At 73.2% G+C, this 13,381-nt stretch carries 17 protein-coding genes; 9 read left to right on the top strand and 8 right to left on the bottom strand.

Features of this window, described 5'->3' with window-relative positions; translation table 11 throughout:
* Positions 1 to 40 precede the first annotated feature (40 nt).
* The gene (locus tag OG753_RS06445) at positions 41 to 547 is read right to left on the bottom strand and encodes a MarR family transcriptional regulator (RefSeq protein WP_327260819.1); all 507 of its coding nucleotides are present in this window, start codon (positions 545 to 547) and stop codon (positions 41 to 43) included.
* A gap of 113 nt (positions 548 to 660) precedes the next feature.
* On the opposite strand from OG753_RS06445, the gene OG753_RS06440 reads away from it, so the two are divergent.
* The 3 genes from OG753_RS06440 (at position 661) to OG753_RS06430 (ending at position 1,930) form a co-directional block, all read left to right on the top strand.
* The gene (locus tag OG753_RS06440; protein WP_405787549.1) at positions 661 to 1,038 is read left to right on the top strand and encodes an HGxxPAAW family protein; all 378 of its coding nucleotides are present in this window, start codon (positions 661 to 663) and stop codon (positions 1,036 to 1,038) included.
* A 191-nt stretch (positions 1,039 to 1,229) separates the two neighbouring features.
* Entirely contained in the window at positions 1,230 to 1,436 is a 207-nt protein-coding gene (locus tag OG753_RS06435; RefSeq protein ID WP_327260817.1) for a cold-shock protein, read from the top strand.
* Between the two features lie 251 nt (positions 1,437 to 1,687).
* Complete coding sequence (locus tag OG753_RS06430; RefSeq protein ID WP_327260816.1) at positions 1,688 to 1,930, top strand: hypothetical protein; 243 nt, start codon at positions 1,688 to 1,690, stop codon at positions 1,928 to 1,930.
* Here OG753_RS06430 and OG753_RS06425 read toward each other — a convergent pair.
* Complete coding sequence (locus OG753_RS06425) at positions 1,918 to 2,538, bottom strand: TetR/AcrR family transcriptional regulator (protein ID WP_405787547.1); 621 nt, start codon at positions 2,536 to 2,538, stop codon at positions 1,918 to 1,920. The genes OG753_RS06430 and OG753_RS06425 overlap by 13 nt on opposite strands.
* The gene (locus tag OG753_RS06420; protein WP_405787545.1) at positions 2,535 to 2,888 is read right to left on the bottom strand and encodes a DUF1304 domain-containing protein; all 354 of its coding nucleotides are present in this window, start codon (positions 2,886 to 2,888) and stop codon (positions 2,535 to 2,537) included. The genes OG753_RS06425 and OG753_RS06420 overlap by 4 nt, the downstream gene beginning before the upstream one ends.
* A 99-nt stretch (positions 2,889 to 2,987) precedes the next feature.
* On the opposite strand from OG753_RS06420, the gene OG753_RS06415 reads away from it, so the two are divergent.
* Complete coding sequence (locus tag OG753_RS06415) at positions 2,988 to 4,010, top strand: BtrH N-terminal domain-containing protein (protein ID WP_405787543.1); 1,023 nt, start codon at positions 2,988 to 2,990, stop codon at positions 4,008 to 4,010.
* Positions 4,011 to 4,013: 3 nt separating this feature from the next.
* On the opposite strand, the gene OG753_RS06410 is transcribed toward OG753_RS06415, so the two are convergent.
* The gene (locus tag OG753_RS06410) at positions 4,014 to 4,352 is read right to left on the bottom strand and encodes a thioredoxin family protein (RefSeq protein WP_383197943.1); all 339 of its coding nucleotides are present in this window, start codon (positions 4,350 to 4,352) and stop codon (positions 4,014 to 4,016) included.
* A 120-nt stretch (positions 4,353 to 4,472) separates the two neighbouring features.
* Here OG753_RS06410 and OG753_RS06405 point away from each other — a divergent pair, with 120 nt between their 5' ends.
* Entirely contained in the window at positions 4,473 to 4,742 is a 270-nt protein-coding gene (locus tag OG753_RS06405; protein ID WP_327260811.1) for a hypothetical protein, read from the top strand.
* A 58-nt stretch (positions 4,743 to 4,800) separates the two neighbouring features.
* Here the strand turns inward: OG753_RS06405 and OG753_RS06400 are convergent, their stop codons facing one another.
* Positions 4,801 to 5,175, bottom strand: coding sequence for a hypothetical protein (locus OG753_RS06400; protein ID WP_327260810.1), 375 nt, complete (start codon positions 5,173 to 5,175; stop codon positions 4,801 to 4,803).
* A gap of 234 nt (positions 5,176 to 5,409) precedes the next feature.
* Here OG753_RS06400 and OG753_RS06395 point away from each other — a divergent pair, with 234 nt between their 5' ends.
* From OG753_RS06395 to OG753_RS06380, 4 genes are all read left to right on the top strand, one after another.
* A complete protein-coding gene (locus OG753_RS06395; protein WP_327260809.1) occupies positions 5,410 to 5,769 on the top strand; it encodes a YciI family protein in 360 nt (119 codons plus the stop codon).
* Between the two features lie 124 nt (positions 5,770 to 5,893).
* Positions 5,894 to 7,114 carry an RNA polymerase sigma factor gene (locus tag OG753_RS06390; RefSeq protein WP_405792561.1) on the top strand — a complete coding sequence of 407 codons (1,221 nt, stop codon included), beginning with the start codon at positions 5,894 to 5,896 and terminating at the stop codon, positions 7,112 to 7,114.
* A 145-nt stretch (positions 7,115 to 7,259) separates the two neighbouring features.
* A complete protein-coding gene (locus OG753_RS06385) occupies positions 7,260 to 8,015 on the top strand; it encodes a TetR/AcrR family transcriptional regulator C-terminal domain-containing protein (protein ID WP_327260808.1) in 756 nt (251 codons plus the stop codon).
* Entirely contained in the window at positions 8,012 to 8,686 is a 675-nt protein-coding gene (locus tag OG753_RS06380) for a hypothetical protein (RefSeq protein WP_405787538.1), read from the top strand. The genes OG753_RS06385 and OG753_RS06380 overlap by 4 nt, the downstream gene beginning before the upstream one ends.
* A 24-nt stretch (positions 8,687 to 8,710) precedes the next feature.
* On the opposite strand, the gene OG753_RS06375 is transcribed toward OG753_RS06380, so the two are convergent.
* The 3 genes from OG753_RS06375 to OG753_RS06365 form a co-directional block, all read right to left on the bottom strand.
* Positions 8,711 to 10,207, bottom strand: coding sequence for a condensation domain-containing protein (locus OG753_RS06375; RefSeq protein ID WP_327260806.1), 1,497 nt, complete (start codon positions 10,205 to 10,207; stop codon positions 8,711 to 8,713).
* A 113-nt stretch (positions 10,208 to 10,320) separates the two neighbouring features.
* On the bottom strand, positions 10,321 to 12,630 hold the full coding sequence (locus OG753_RS06370) for an FtsX-like permease family protein (protein WP_405787536.1): 2,310 nt from the start codon (positions 12,628 to 12,630) through the stop codon (positions 10,321 to 10,323).
* Entirely contained in the window at positions 12,627 to 13,337 is a 711-nt protein-coding gene (locus OG753_RS06365; RefSeq protein WP_327260804.1) for an ABC transporter ATP-binding protein, read from the bottom strand. Before OG753_RS06365 ends, OG753_RS06370 begins: the two co-directional genes overlap by 4 nt.
* Between the last annotated feature and the right edge of the window lie 44 nt (positions 13,338 to 13,381).

Here is a 13,381-nt window from a genome sequence, read left to right as displayed (position 1 = left end):
GGTAACAGCGGTGGCCGGCCCGTCTCTTCCGGATCTTGGCCTAAGCCCCGGGCGCAGTCCCCCCGGCGGTCAGTTCCCCGGACCGTACCTGCGCGCAGTGCGCGCGGATCTCGACCGCCGCGCGACCGAACCAGTCGGCGATCACGGCGATCTCGTCGGGGGTGTAGTCGGCGAAGACGGTGGCCAGCCGGTCGTACATCGGCTGGTACACGGCGATGACCCGCGCGGCGGCCGCGGGGTCGGCGACCACCCGTACCCGGCGCCGGTCGGCGGGGTCGGGTACGCGGCGCGCGTATCCGGCGCGTTCGAGGCGGTTGAGCACCCCGGTGACGGCGCCGGTGGTGAGGTCCAGCAGCCCGGCGAGTTCACCCGCGGCGAGCGGGGTCTCCCCGGCGCCCAGGATGTGGCCCAGGCAGGTCAGATCGGTGACGTTGAGCCCGAGCAGCTGTGCCACCTCCTGCTGGCCGACGATGCCCAGCGCGACGTACTCGTCCATGCGCGAAATGGCCTCACCGGCCGTGGCCGGGGGACGGGTCTTGCCCTGCACCCAAATACTCCTTAGGATCTAAGTTACTTAGCAACTGAGATGCTTACCTTGCGAAATAAGCGTCCAGCCTCCGAGCCTACTGCTGCCCGTCCTACCAGGGAGAACCGAGAACCATGAGCGCGCACGGCCACGTAGACCTCGGCCACACGGTGGCCGGCTGGACCGGAACCACCCTGGCCCTGCTGGGCTTCGCCGGAGCGGGCGTGTCGGTGTGCGCCGCCTGGGCCCCGGGGATCTGGATCGGCCTCGCCGTCGTCGCCGTGGCCGGAGCCGTCACCTGGGTGCTGCATCTCGCCGGGTGGGGGAAGCCGAGCGGGCCCCGGCCGGAGGCCGACTGGGACTGGCGCACCCGGGACGGCGCCGCCCGTACCGGGCACGCCGACTGCCTGGGCTGCCGCGTCGGCGGAACACGGCGGACCCTCGCCGCGGCGCCCGGGCCGGTGGCACCCCGGCCCGCCGAGCCGCTACCCGCGGCGGACGGCGGCGCGTGAGGCGTGTGAGGCGTCTTCCGGAGGCCTCCGGAAGGGATCGCTCCCTCTTTTCACGGACGGGGCGGTCGGAAGTTCGAATGCGCGCCGCGCCCCGGTTGGCCGCGTTCAGCGTGTGCTCCGGAGGACCGTTGGGCAGGATCGAGACGGCCGCGTGTGCGGCCCGCAGTGGAACGTTGTGAAGGATCAGCCAGATGGCAACAGGCATCGTGAAGTGGTTCAACTCGGAGAAGGGCTTCGGCTTCATCCAGCAGGACGACGGCGGCCCCGACGTGTTCGTGCACTTCTCCGCGATCGAGACCACCGGGTTCAAGTCGCTGGAGGAGAACGCGCGCGTCGAGTACTCCGTCTCCCAGGGCCCCAAGGGTCCGCAGGCTGAGCGGGTGGTTCCCCTCGGCTAGTCCACTTCACGGGGCGTGCCCGTGAAACGAAGCCCCGCCGGTCCGCCCGGCGGGGCTTCGTGCGTCCTGTGCCTCCCCGGCGCGGCCGAGGGGGGCGGGGGCGGCCGGCCGGGACGTCAAGTCCCGAGATGCCGCGGCATGACACGGTGCGTCCGTTCGGGCCCCATGGAAGGGAGGAGTCCACGCACGACAAGTGGCGCCTCCGCATCGTCCGTGACAGCCCCGACGGGGCTCCTGCAAGGAGCGCACCCATGGCCCGCATTCGCATCCGCACCCGGACCCCGCGCCTCGTTCTGCTCTCGGCCGCGATCGCCCTGATGGCCGGAGGGCTCTCGCTCTCCTCCGGCGCGTTCGCCGCAGGGGCGATGCCGGGGCCCGGTGACGTCACCCCGCTGGTGGAGTCCGACGACAGCGGGGGCTGGGTCCTCGACGACCTCCCGGACATCCCCCGATGGGAGGTCACGCGGGTGTTCGAGGCCAGCTACGAGACCTGAGCCGCCTGTGCCTCCGGTCCGCGGCCGGGCCCGATGGCCCGGTGGAGGGCGAGAAGCAGCGCCCACAGATGGTCCGCGAGCGCCTCCGGTTCCGCCGCGACGTCCTCGTGCAGCCAGTCCGCGAGGACGCCGGTGAAGGCGGCCGCGACCGCCGACGCGACGAGGTCCGGGTGCGGGGCGCCCACCGCCGCCCGCTCCGCGCGGGCCCGGGCCCGCAGCTCCCGGTGCAGGCGGTCGCCGAGCGGGCCCCCACCGCCCGGGAGCAGCAGGGTCCGGTACAGCGGCGCCCGGCCGGCCGCATCCGCGAGGAACCCGGCCAGCGCGGAGGGAGGCCGTGCGGGCGCAAGCGCCGCCGGGCCGGTCTGCCAGGCGTGCAGGGCGTCGACCGCCGCGTGCACCACGTCCGCGCACGCGTCCACGGCGAGCGCGGTGAGGTCCTCGTAGTGCAGGTAGAAGGTGGCGCGGCCGATGCCGGCCCGGCGGACCACCGCCGAGACGCTGACCTCGGCGAGCGGCCGGTCGGCGCACTCCGCCAGCAGGCTCTCGCGCAGCCGCCCCTTCGTACGCGCAGTGCGCGGGTCCTGCGCACGCGGGTCCTGCGGGCTCACGCGGCCAGCAGCGCCGCGCCGAGGGCCAGGGCGCCGGGCAGGGCCTGGGCGACGAGGATCCGGCGGTTGGCGGTCGCGGCCCCGTACACCCCGGCGATGATCACGCAGACGAGGAAGAAGATCTGTGTGGCGAGCGAGTCGATGACGAGCGACCAGACCAGGCCGGCGGCGAGGAAGCCGTTGTAGAGGCCCTGGTTGGCGGCGAGCGGCGCGGTCAGGCGGGCGGTGTCCGCGTCGAAGCCGGACAGTGCGCGGCCCGGAGGCCGCTGCCACAGGAACATCTCCAGGACCATGAAGTACGCGTGCAGCGCGGCCACCAGGCCGATCAGGGTCTGAGCGACCGTGTGCATGGCCGCCTCCACTTCTCGAAAGTCTTTGTTACGGGCCGGTATTTCCTGGACAACTGTACAGGAAGTCCGACTGTCGGACCCCGCGGCTACGCTGGCCCGATGACCGAGCAGTCACCCCGGCCCAAGCCCGCCGGACTCCTCTACGAGGACTTCGGCACCGGGCGCCACCGTGAGAGCTCCCTCGTCCGGCACGCACTCGGCAGTGCGCACGAGGAGGAACTCGTCGCGGGCCTCGCGGGCGGAATCGGCTTCATGTACTTCGTCTTCGAGTACGCCGGACACCCGCCCCAGCTGACGATCGTCGCGCAGGCCCATCCCGACCCCTGGGTCGAATCCGCCCTCGACCGGCTCCGCGTCCCCTACGAGGTCACCCACAGCTCCCGGCCCCGCTGGGACCGGGTGCACGCCGCCCTCGACGCGGGACGGCCGGTGTTCTGCAACGTCGACCGGTCCCGGCTCCCGTGGCACGGCGGAGTCCCGGACGAGATGGCCGGAGCCGATCCGTACACCGTGGTGCTCGCCGGGTACGACGGCGACGTCCTCCACGTCGAGGACGGGGCTCCCGACCCGTACGGGATCGACATGCTGGAGTTCGGCGCCGCCTGGTCCGGGCACCGCAAGGGCCGCCACCGGATGGTCGTGCCCACCGGCCCCGCCGAGGGGGAGCCCGATGTCGACGGGGCCGTGGCCGCCACCGCTGCCCGCCTCACCGGACCGGTGCTGGGCAACAGGTTCGACGTCAACTTCGGCTTCTCGGGCATGGAGAAGCTCGCCGCCCAGCTGCGCGACGTCCGCACCAGGACCGGATGGGAGCGACGCTTCGGGGCGCCGGAGGCCTTCCTCGCCGGGACCCAGAGGCTGTACGCGTGCCTGGAGGAGGAATGGACGGCCCCCGGCGCCACCCGCCCGCTCTACGCGGACTTCCTCGACCTCGTGGGACGGTCCGAGGCGGCCGCCCTGTTCCGGGAATCGGCCGTCCACTGGTCACGCCTCGCGACCCTCGCACGCGGAGCCGGCCCGGACGCGGACGCCGCGGGACGGCGCGCCCTCTTCGACGAGTTCGCCGGCCTGGTCGACGGCTGCCTCGCCCTGGAACGCCGGGCCGCCGCCGCCCTGCTCTGAACCTCAGAGATGGGCGTCCAGGAACGCCCGGAACTCCTCGCGCGTCATCGGCCCCGCCTGGCTCGCGACCGCCTCGCCGTCCTTGATGAGCACGGCGGTCGGCGCACCCGTCACCCCGTAACGCCTGGTCGGCTCGGGGCAGCGGGTCATGTCGGTGCGGACCGCGGTGAACCGCGTCCCGTACTCCTCGGTCAGATCGCCGACGACGGCGTCCATCGCGCGGCACGCCTCGACGGCCTTGGGCCACGTGCCGCAGAAGTACGCGAGAACGGGCCCCGGCGTCATCGAGAGGATGAAGTCGAACTCCTGGTTCTCCAGTGGCTGGTGCACCCGACGTGCCATGCGTGTCGCTCCTCGCTCCTGCGCCTCCCCCCGATCGGGGAGGGCGGCCCCCATCATCGCCGCCGCACGACCCGGCGGCCGCCGGGCCCGTTGTCAGTGGCGGCTGTGAAGCTGGGCGGTATGGACGACAGGATGCTCCGGCGCCGGGTCTACGGCGCCGACCATGAGGACCCCGACCCCGGACCGCGCCCCGGCCGCAGTTACGGCGAGCTGGTCGGCGGGCCGCTGGACGGACTCCTCCTGGACATCACAGGCTGGAGCGCGCCCCAGCTCGCCGAGGAGGCCAGACTCCCCACCGAGATAGGGCGCTACGGAGCGGGTGGCCGTGCCCACTACCGCCGCCGTACGGGAGACCCCGGCCGCTGGGACTGGGCCGGTGACAGCCGCTGACGGCTCGGGCGGGCATGGGGCGGGCCGGGGCGGTGCAGCGCGCGGCCCGGAGGCCGGCTCAGCGGGCTCCGGCGCCCCGGCTCACCTTGCGGGCCCAGAGCACGAGCGGTACCTGGAGCGGCAGCCGGCCGAGCGCCACGGCCCGGACGGCGGGGGAGCGGCGGCGTGCGTCGGCCGCCATCTTCACGTTCGCAGGGAACACCCCGACGAAGAACGCCGCCGTGGCCAGCGCGGCCACCCGGCGGGTGCGCGGATGGGCGACGCCGACGGCGAGGGCGAGTTCGGCCGCTCCGCTGGCGTACGTCCACTGCCGCGGCGTGCCCGGCAGCGAACGGGGCACGATCGCGTCGAACTGCCTGGGTGCGACCGCGTGGGCGACCGCGGCTCCGGCCAGCAGACCGGCCAGCATGAGGGGGGAGGAGACGCGTGGCATCGGGGGTCCTCTCGAAGGTGCCTGGGCCCGCGATCCTACTCACGAGTAGCCACTCGTGGTCGAGCTCCCGTGAAGTCGGGCCGCACCATCTCAGCGTGGCGCGGATCCGCACCGGGTGGCCGCCCCGGAAGATTCTTCGAAGAATTTCCCGGAGGCTGTCGATCCGGGCGTCTCCCGTTCGACGCAGGGGTGAGAGGCGGGGAACGACCCCGCCCTCCCGACCGAGGAGTCACCATGCCGCGCTTTCTGACGATGATCCGCATCAACGAGCGGGAGCTCCCCACCGACACCACCTTCCCGCCCGAGTTCGAGCAGCGGATGGGCGCCCTCATGGAGGAGATCACCAAGGCCGGGGTCATGCTCGACACCGCCGGGCTGCTCCCCACCTCCGAGGCGACCCGCCTGAGCTGGTCCGGCGGGAAGATCAGCTACACCGACGGTCCGTTCACCGAGACCAAGGAGGTCGTCGGCGGCTACTCCCTCACCCAGTGCAAGGACAAGGCCGAGGCCATGGAGTGGACCCGGCGGTTCCTCGAGATCCACCCGGCGGAGTGGAACGTGAGCGCCGAGGTCCGGGAGATCCAGGAGATGTGATCCCGCGGACGTGACCCCGCACATGTGATCCCGCACATGTGAGACCGCGGATGCGGCGACGGCGCGCCCGCGCCGTGTTTGCCCTGCCTCGTCACGGCTGCTCTGATGGGTGGCCGTGACGGCAGTGAGCGCGGCCCAGGCGGTCGAAGCGGTGTTCAGGATCGAGTCCGCGCGAATCATCGCCGGTGTCGCCCGCATCGTGCGGGACGTCGGCATCGCCGAGGAGATCGCCCAGGACGCCCTCGTCGCGGCGCTGGAGCAGTGGCCGCAGACGGGCGTCCCGGACCGGCCGGGCGCCTGGCTCACGGCCACCGCCAAACACCGCGCGATCGACCTCGTCCGCCGCAAGGAGACGTACGCCCGCAAGCTCGCGGAGGTCGGCCGGACCCTGGAGGACGTGCCACCGCCCCCCGAACCGGCCGACCCCGAGGACATCGACGACGACCTGCTGCGCCTGATCTTCACCTCCTGCCACCCCGTCCTCGCCACCGAGGCGAGGATCGCGCTCACCCTGCGCCTGATGGGAGGACTGACCACCCCGGAGATCGCCCGAGCCTTCCTCACCTCCGAGGCCACCGTCGCCCAGCGCATCGTCCGGGCGAAGCGGGCCCTGGCCAAGGCCGGGGTGCCCTTCGAGGTCCCGTACGGCGCCGACCGCGAGGGGCGGCTCTCCTCGGTCCTGGAGGTCATCTACCTCGTCTTCAACGAGGGGTACTCGGCCACCGCCGGGGACGACCTCGTCCGCCCCGCCCTGTGCGAGGACGCCCTGCGCCTGGCCCGCGTACTGGCCGCCCTGATGCCCCAGGAGCCCGAGGTGCACGGCCTGACCGCGCTGCTGGAGTTCCAGGCCTCCCGGATCGCCGCCCGCACCGGCCCCGACGGGGAACCGGTGCTGCTCGCCGACCAGAACCGGGCCAGATGGAACCGCATGCTCATCCACCGCGGAGCCCGGGCGCTGGGCCGGGCCGGGAGCGGCCCGTACTCCGTCCAGGCCGCCATCGCCGGCTGCCACGCGGCGGCGGTCCGTTACGAGGAAACGGACTGGCCGAGGATCGCCGCGCTATACGGGCGGCTCGTCCGGCTGGTCCCGTCCCCGGTGGTGGAGCTGAACCGGGCGGTCGCGGTCTCGATGGCCGAGGGGCCGGAGGCGGCTCTGCCGCTCGTCGACGCCCTGGCGCAAGAACCGGCCCTGAGCGCCTACCACTTGCTGCCGAGCGTACGGGGCGACCTGCTGGAGCGGCTGGGCCGGACGGCAGAGGCCCGCGCGGAGTTCGAGCGGGCGGCCTCGCTCACGCGCAACGAACAGGAACGGACCCTGCTGCTGGGCCGCGCGGCCCGCCTCTGATCCCGTGGGGAGTGCGGCGGGAGTCCGGGGAGCCCGTTCAGGCCCCTCCTTGGACCCGTCCTGAGTTCCCTCTTGCCCTGCATGTTTACGCCATATACTTTCTGTATGAAGTAAACATCCACGCCAGTCGGAGAGGAAGGCCCCGATGTCGCCTGCGCCCCGCCGCCCGGGCGGCGGATCCGCCGCCCCGCCCGATCTCGCCACCGTCGCCGACCTGCTCTGGCGCGTGGGCGCCGAGCGGACGGCCGACGGCCGCCCGCGCCTCACGCCGCGCCGGATCGTCGACGCGGCCGTCGCCGTCGTCGACGCCGACGGGCTGGACGCACTGTCGATGCAGCGTGTGGCCACCGAGCTGGGCTGCACGGCGATGGCCCTCTACCGCCACGTGCCCGGCCGCGAACACCTGCTCGCGGCGATGGCCGACGCCGCCGCCGGCCGCCCGCCCGCGGCCACCGGGGAGGGGTGGCGCGCCGAGGTCGAGGCCTGGGTCGACGCGCTCTGGTCCACGTACGGACGCCACCCGTGGATGGTGCGGATCCCGACGGCGAGCGCCCCGGTCGGACCGAACGAACTCGCCTGGTTCGAAGCGCTGCTGAGCCCCCTGGCCCGCTCGGGCGCCGGCCGCGGCGAACTGATCCCGCTCGCCACCTTCATCTCCGGCGCCGTGCGCGACCTGGCACGGATCGCCACCGAACTCGATCCGGCCGGCGCCGCCTCGTACGGACGGATCCTCGCCGAGCGCCTCGACCCCGGGAACTTCCCCACGCTCTGCGCACTCGCGGGCGAGCCGGGCCTGGGCGAGGACGAGGACGGTGCGGTCGAACCGATCGTCGCCTGCGGCATCGCGCGGCTGCTCGACGGCATCGAGAGCTCCTCACCCGCCAAGGAAGGAAACGGATGAACGAGAACCACGTCTTACGGCTCATGGGTCTGTGCGGCATATCGGCGGGCGCCCTCGCAGCCGTCGCCGTACCGCTGTACTTCGTCCACCCGGGACCGCCGCCCGCCGGCAACGTCCTGGCCCGGATCCTCCTCAACCTCCTCACCTGCGCCGCCCTGTTGGGCTTCCTCGCAGGCCTGCGCCACGTCATCCGCGGCGCGGGCCCCGCCTTCGACTGGCTCGCCACCGTGGTCTTCGGCGCCGGGCTGGCCTACGTGACCGTCACCCTGGTCGCCGCGTCCGTCGAGGCGGGCATCGTCCTTGAGAACCCCGGCGGGGGCCTCGACCCGACCGTGGACGGCCCGCTCGCCCACGCCAACATGCTGCTGCACGGATCGGCCGCCCGGCTGCTGACGGCGGTCCTGCTGGCCGCCGCCGGGTACGCGATCCTGCGCGCCGGGATCCTGCCGCGCTGGACCGGGTACACGGCCCACGCCATCGCGGCCGTCAACCTCGCCTTCGTGCCCTCCCTGTTCTTCGGGACGGACGCCGCCCGCTTCTACAGCGCCGTGGGCTGGGGCAACACGGCGATGACCGCCGCCCTGTTCGTCTACTGGGCCTGCGCCGTCGGGATCGCCCTGCTGCGGCGCACCCCGCGAGCCGGTCTGCGGGCGGCCTCCCGCCCGGCCTGACCGGCCCGGTCGCGGGGCGGCGGCTCAGCCGCGCCGGGCGAACGCGGCCACGTCCAGCGGGGTCCGCACGGGCCGCCGCGGCGCGGTCAGCGCGATGGGCCGGCGGAAGCCGCCCGAGCGCGCGATCCCCTGGACGGTCAGGCGCAGCGCCTCCTGGAATTCGCCCATGGTCCGGCGGGCCGCCGGGGTGTCGACGTAGAGGGAGTTCATGTGCATTCCCTCCGCGTCCCGCTGGAACCAGGAACAGGCCCCGTTGGCGCGCGCCGACCACACGTGGGTGGTGGGCCGCCACTCGTCGTGGCGCTCGGCCCCGGGACACTTGCGCATGTCGATGTACGAGAAGAAGTTCACCGGGTACGGCCAGGAACGGGCGGCGAACTCCTTGGGCGCCAGCAACTCCCATGCCCGTACGAACGGGACGTCGAGATGGCCCATCATCTCTGTGAAACCGGCCCGGACGGATGCCATGACCTGGGCGAAGTCCCGGCCGGGCGAGGCGTCGAACTCGATGGGCAGCGTGTTGACGAACCAGCCCACCGAATGCGCCCAGGTGTCCCGGCCGCGCTCACTGACCGGCATGAGGCCGCGGTAGACGCCCGGGCCGCCGGCCTCGCGCAGGCAGACGGCGACGGACGCCAGCACTCCCATGAACGGTTTGCCGTCGACCGCCAGACAGGTCTTCTCGAACACCTCGGCCTCGGCGGCGTCCAGGAGCGTGGAGGCCTCGTTGACGATCGGGTACATCCGGCCGGGCTCGACGCCGAGGTCGAGGGGGAAGCGGGGGAAGAACTCACCCTCCTGCCCCATGAACGCCTTCCAGTGGCCGAGGCGTTCGTCGCGGTCGTCGATGGACAGGTAGCGGCGGCGCTGCTCCTCGGCGAAGTCGAGATAGCTGGGGGCGGGCGGCAGTTCGACGCTCTCGCCGCGGCACAGGGCCTCGTACCCGGTCGACACTTCGCGGGCCACGATCGGCATCGACATGCCGTCGCAGACGATGTGGTCGAAGGCGAGGTAGACCGTCGAGGACTCCTCGCGCACCACCGCGCCCATGATGAACAGCGGCCAGGAAAGCGTGTCGATGCTCCGCTTGAACCGCTCGACGAGGAAGGCGCCCAGCTGCTCGGACGACCCGAACTCACCTACCTGCTGGGCTTCGAGGGTCAGTCCGGCCGGGTCGAACGGCTCGCAGGCCACCTCGCCGGCCAGGCGCCGGAACGCGCACCGCAGGACCTCGTGCCGCTGGACGAAGGCGAGCAGGGACTGCGCCAGGGCCCGCTCGTCGAGCGGGCCGGTCACCTCGAAGGTCACCGCGACCCAGGACGCGACCGGGTCGTCGGCGGCCCTGCTCTCCTCGGCGACGGTGAAGTGCTTGTCCTGGTTGAAGGACGCCATCCTGCCCGCCGGGTCTCCGGCGTCGCCCGGAGCACCCGGGCCGCCGGCCTCCGCCGCCGTGGACCCGAGTCGCCACTCCACCACCCGTCCGGGTGCCATGTGGTGCATCTCCAGAGGAAATTGCCGCATTCCGTCATCCCTTCGACCCCCGAGTCAACCCCCAGGCCCTAACGACCCCCAGCCCGGGGAGGTGACGAAATCCCTCGGGGCAGGCCGGGTCGGGGTCTTCTTGCGGGCGGGCCCTACTCGGTGTGCAGGGCCGCCGCGATGGTCATCCGGGCCGCAGACCGGGCCGGAACCAGCGCGCCGAGAAGGGAGATCGCTACGCCCGCCAGCAGCAGGCCGGTCATGTGCGGGGCATGCCAGACGTCCTTCATCGACTCCGGGAAGGTGACCACCCCGACGTTGTCCACGAGCAGCCGGTGCGCGACCATCCCGAGCGGGACGCCGAGCAGTCCGCCGACCGCGCCCACTCCCGCCACCGAGGTCACGGTCATCGCGACGACCTGCCGCGGGGTCATCCCGATCGACTTGAGCGTGCCGAGGTCCCGGCGGCGCTCCCGGGTGCTCAGCAGGACCGTGTTGAAGACGCCGAGCGCCGCGACGATGCTCAGCAGCACGGTGAACACGGACGAGAAGGCGACGACGGTGGTGGTGGCGGCGTTCCGGTTGTCCAGCACGGACACGCGCAGCCCCGGGTCGGCCGCCCCGGCCGCCTCGGCGTAGGCCCGGGCATCAGCCCCGGGCGCGAGGCGCACCTCGTACTCGGCAGCACGGGCGTCCGGCGACAGCTGGACGAGGGTCGGCCAGGTGGCGTCCAGGGCCTGCGCGTTGCCCTCCACCAGCTCGCCCACGACGCTCGTGGTCACCTGCCGGCCGTTCATCGCCAGGGTGACCCGGTCGCCGACCTTCAGCCCGTGCTGGGTCAGGAAGGCGGGCCCGGCCGTGACCTCGCCGGCTGCCCGCGCTTCGCGGCCCCTGGCGATCCGGCCGGCGGCCGAGGCGTCGTCCCCGCGGTAGAAGTTGGCGAAGACGGGCCGGGACTGCCCGGTCAGGCTCACCCGGGCCAGCGCGCGGGCCCGTACCGCCGCGGCGCCCGGCAGGGACCGCAGCCGTTCCTCGGTCGCCACGTCACCGAGCGGGGGAGCGGGCCGGCCGTTGCGCGGCCCTCCCGCCTCCACATGGATCCGGGCACCGGGCTGCCCCCGCCCGGCCTCGCCGAACGCGAGCATCGTGCTGGTCAGTCCGGTCGCCAGGGTGACCGTGGTGACCCCGAGGACGATCGCCGCCATCGTCAGCAGCGTACGGCCGGGCCGGGCGAACGGCTGGCCCAGACCCAGGCTGACCGGGCGCGGCAGCGGAGTGGCTCCGAGCAGGCGCTGGACGCGCAGCCCGCGCCCGGTCCGGGGGGCCCCGCCCGCGCTGATCGCCCGGGCCGCGGACAGCCGGTGCGCCCGCAGCGCCGGGACCAGGGCGGTGAGCAGGACGAGGGCCGGCATCCCCAGCAGGCAGACGGCGGACACCCAGGCGCCCACCTCACCGACGGCGGCCCGGCCCGTCTCGATGCCGGAGAACGCGACGTTGAGGATGGGGTCGGCCAGTGCGTTGCCGAGCAGGGTGCCGAGGACGGCGCCGACGACCGCAGGCACGGCCATCATCGTCAGGTACACCGCGACGACCTGGTTCGGGGTGAACCCCAGGGCCTTGAGCACGCCGATGTGCCGGTACCCGGAAACGACCGCCCCACTGACGACGTTCCCCACGATCAGCGCGGACACCAGGAGGCCGAGGACGCCGAACAGGGTCATGAAGGGGAGGTAGGCGTCGGCCAGCGCCGAAAAGGCCTCCTTCAGGGCCAAGTGGGTCTGCGCGCTGGTCAGCGCCCCTTCGGGCACTCCCGAGGTCGCCCGGGCCAGCGAGGAGGCCAGCCGGGCGTCGGTCGAGGAGTCCGAGAAGCGGTAGAGCATCTGCGCGGCCGACGGACGCATCGCCGCCATCTGTTCGGGCGTCACCCACGCACTCGCCGACTTGGTCATGCTGGCCGCGAACCCCACGACGGTCAGCGGCGCGCCACCCGGCACCGGGAGCCGGGTTCCCAGCATGCGTGGTCCGGGCGAGCCGTTTGAGGGCCAGCCGACGACGATCTCGCCGGGCGCCGTCGCCCAGTGGCCCTCCAGCAGCTCGATCCGGTCCACCGGGCCCCCCGGATCGGCCCGGCCCACCACCGTGAGGGAGCCGCCGGACATCCAGAGCCAGCCCTCGGGGACGTCCACGACGCCCTGCCCGAACGGACCCGCGGCGGCCTCCACCCCGGGCTGCCGGGCCGTCCGCTCCAGCTGTCCGGGCGAGACCTTCGCGGTGTCGAAGGTCGCCACGGTGTGCGCCCCGCGCTGGGCGGCGTACGCCCTGTCGAAGGGGCTGGAGGCCGCGTCGAGCAGCCCCAGCGCGAGGAGGACGGTCGTGGTCGAGCAGAGCACGACGAGTCCGATGACGAAGGTCTGGAGCCTGCGGCGTCTCACCGCTGCGCGCGAGGCCCGCCACACGGCGCTCACGCGGTCGCCTCCAGCGCGCTCTGCCGGGCGACCCGGCCGTCGGCCACCTCGACCAGACGGCTCGCGCACCGGGCGGCCAACTGCGGGTCGTGGGTGACGATCAGCAGGGTCTGGCCGATCTGGTTGAGGTCGATCAGCAGGTCCATCACCTGCTCGCCCGAGCGGCTGTCGAGGGCTCCGGTCGGCTCGTCCGCCAGCAGCAGCGCCGGACGGTTCATCAGGGCCCGTGCCACGGACACCCGCTGGCGCTCACCCCCGCTGAGCGTCGCCGGATAGTTGTTGCGACGGCCGGCCACGCCGAGCTCGTCAAGGAGCTCCAGGGCCCGGCGGCGCGCCTGCCGGGCGGGGGTTCCCGTCAGCTGGGCGGCCAGCGCCACGTTGTCCAGGACGGGCAGGTCGTCGATCAGGTTGAAGAACTGGAAGATCATTCCGATGTGCCGGCGCCGGAACAGCGCCAGTCCGGTCTCGTTCAGCCCGCCCAGGTCCTGGCCCTGCACCTCGACGGTGCCCGACGTCGGCCGGTCGAGCCCGGCCACCATGTTGAGCAGCGTGGACTTGCCGCAGCCGGAGGGGCCCATCACGGCCACCGCGTCCCCGGCCCGGATCTCCAGCGACAGCCCGTCCAGGGCCTTCGCGTCGCCGTACTCCTTGTGCACACCGTCCAGCCGTACGACGACCTGCCGCGCAATGTCGTGATCAGTTGTCATGGCCCGAACCTAAGACGGCGCCCGGCCGCGGTGCGTCGGCCCCC

It is taken from the genome of Streptomyces sp. NBC_00029 (assembly GCF_045160505.1).
Lineage (GTDB): Bacteria > Actinomycetota > Actinomycetes > Streptomycetales > Streptomycetaceae > Streptomyces.
Note: the sequence above shows the minus strand (reverse complement) of the source record. Positions and strands in the feature narration are given on the sequence as shown.

What these genes read in the sequence shown, in the direction of transcription:
- OG753_RS06440 (WP_405787549.1), top strand. Translation starts at nt 661, where the DNA reads ATGAGCGCGCACGGCCACGTAGACCTCGGCCACACGGTGGCCGGCTGG.
- OG753_RS06435 (WP_327260817.1), top strand. Translation starts at nt 1,230, where the DNA reads ATGGCAACAGGCATCGTGAAGTGGTTCAACTCGGAGAAGGGCTTCGGC.
- OG753_RS06430 (WP_327260816.1), top strand. Translation starts at nt 1,688, where the DNA reads ATGGCCCGCATTCGCATCCGCACCCGGACCCCGCGCCTCGTTCTGCTC.
- OG753_RS06420 (WP_405787545.1), bottom strand. Translation starts at nt 2,888, where the DNA reads ATGCACACGGTCGCTCAGACCCTGATCGGCCTGGTGGCCGCGCTGCAC.
- OG753_RS06415 (WP_405787543.1), top strand. Translation starts at nt 2,988, where the DNA reads ATGACCGAGCAGTCACCCCGGCCCAAGCCCGCCGGACTCCTCTACGAG.
- OG753_RS06410 (WP_383197943.1), bottom strand. Translation starts at nt 4,352, where the DNA reads ATGGCACGTCGGGTGCACCAGCCACTGGAGAACCAGGAGTTCGACTTC.
- OG753_RS06405 (WP_327260811.1), top strand. Translation starts at nt 4,473, where the DNA reads ATGGACGACAGGATGCTCCGGCGCCGGGTCTACGGCGCCGACCATGAG.
- OG753_RS06400 (WP_327260810.1), bottom strand. Translation starts at nt 5,175, where the DNA reads ATGCCACGCGTCTCCTCCCCCCTCATGCTGGCCGGTCTGCTGGCCGGA.
- OG753_RS06395 (WP_327260809.1), top strand. Translation starts at nt 5,410, where the DNA reads ATGCCGCGCTTTCTGACGATGATCCGCATCAACGAGCGGGAGCTCCCC.
- OG753_RS06385 (WP_327260808.1), top strand. Translation starts at nt 7,260, where the DNA reads ATGTCGCCTGCGCCCCGCCGCCCGGGCGGCGGATCCGCCGCCCCGCCC.
- OG753_RS06380 (WP_405787538.1), top strand. Translation starts at nt 8,012, where the DNA reads ATGAACGAGAACCACGTCTTACGGCTCATGGGTCTGTGCGGCATATCG.
- OG753_RS06375 (WP_327260806.1), bottom strand. Translation starts at nt 10,207, where the DNA reads ATGCGGCAATTTCCTCTGGAGATGCACCACATGGCACCCGGACGGGTG.
- OG753_RS06365 (WP_327260804.1), bottom strand. Translation starts at nt 13,337, where the DNA reads ATGACAACTGATCACGACATTGCGCGGCAGGTCGTCGTACGGCTGGAC.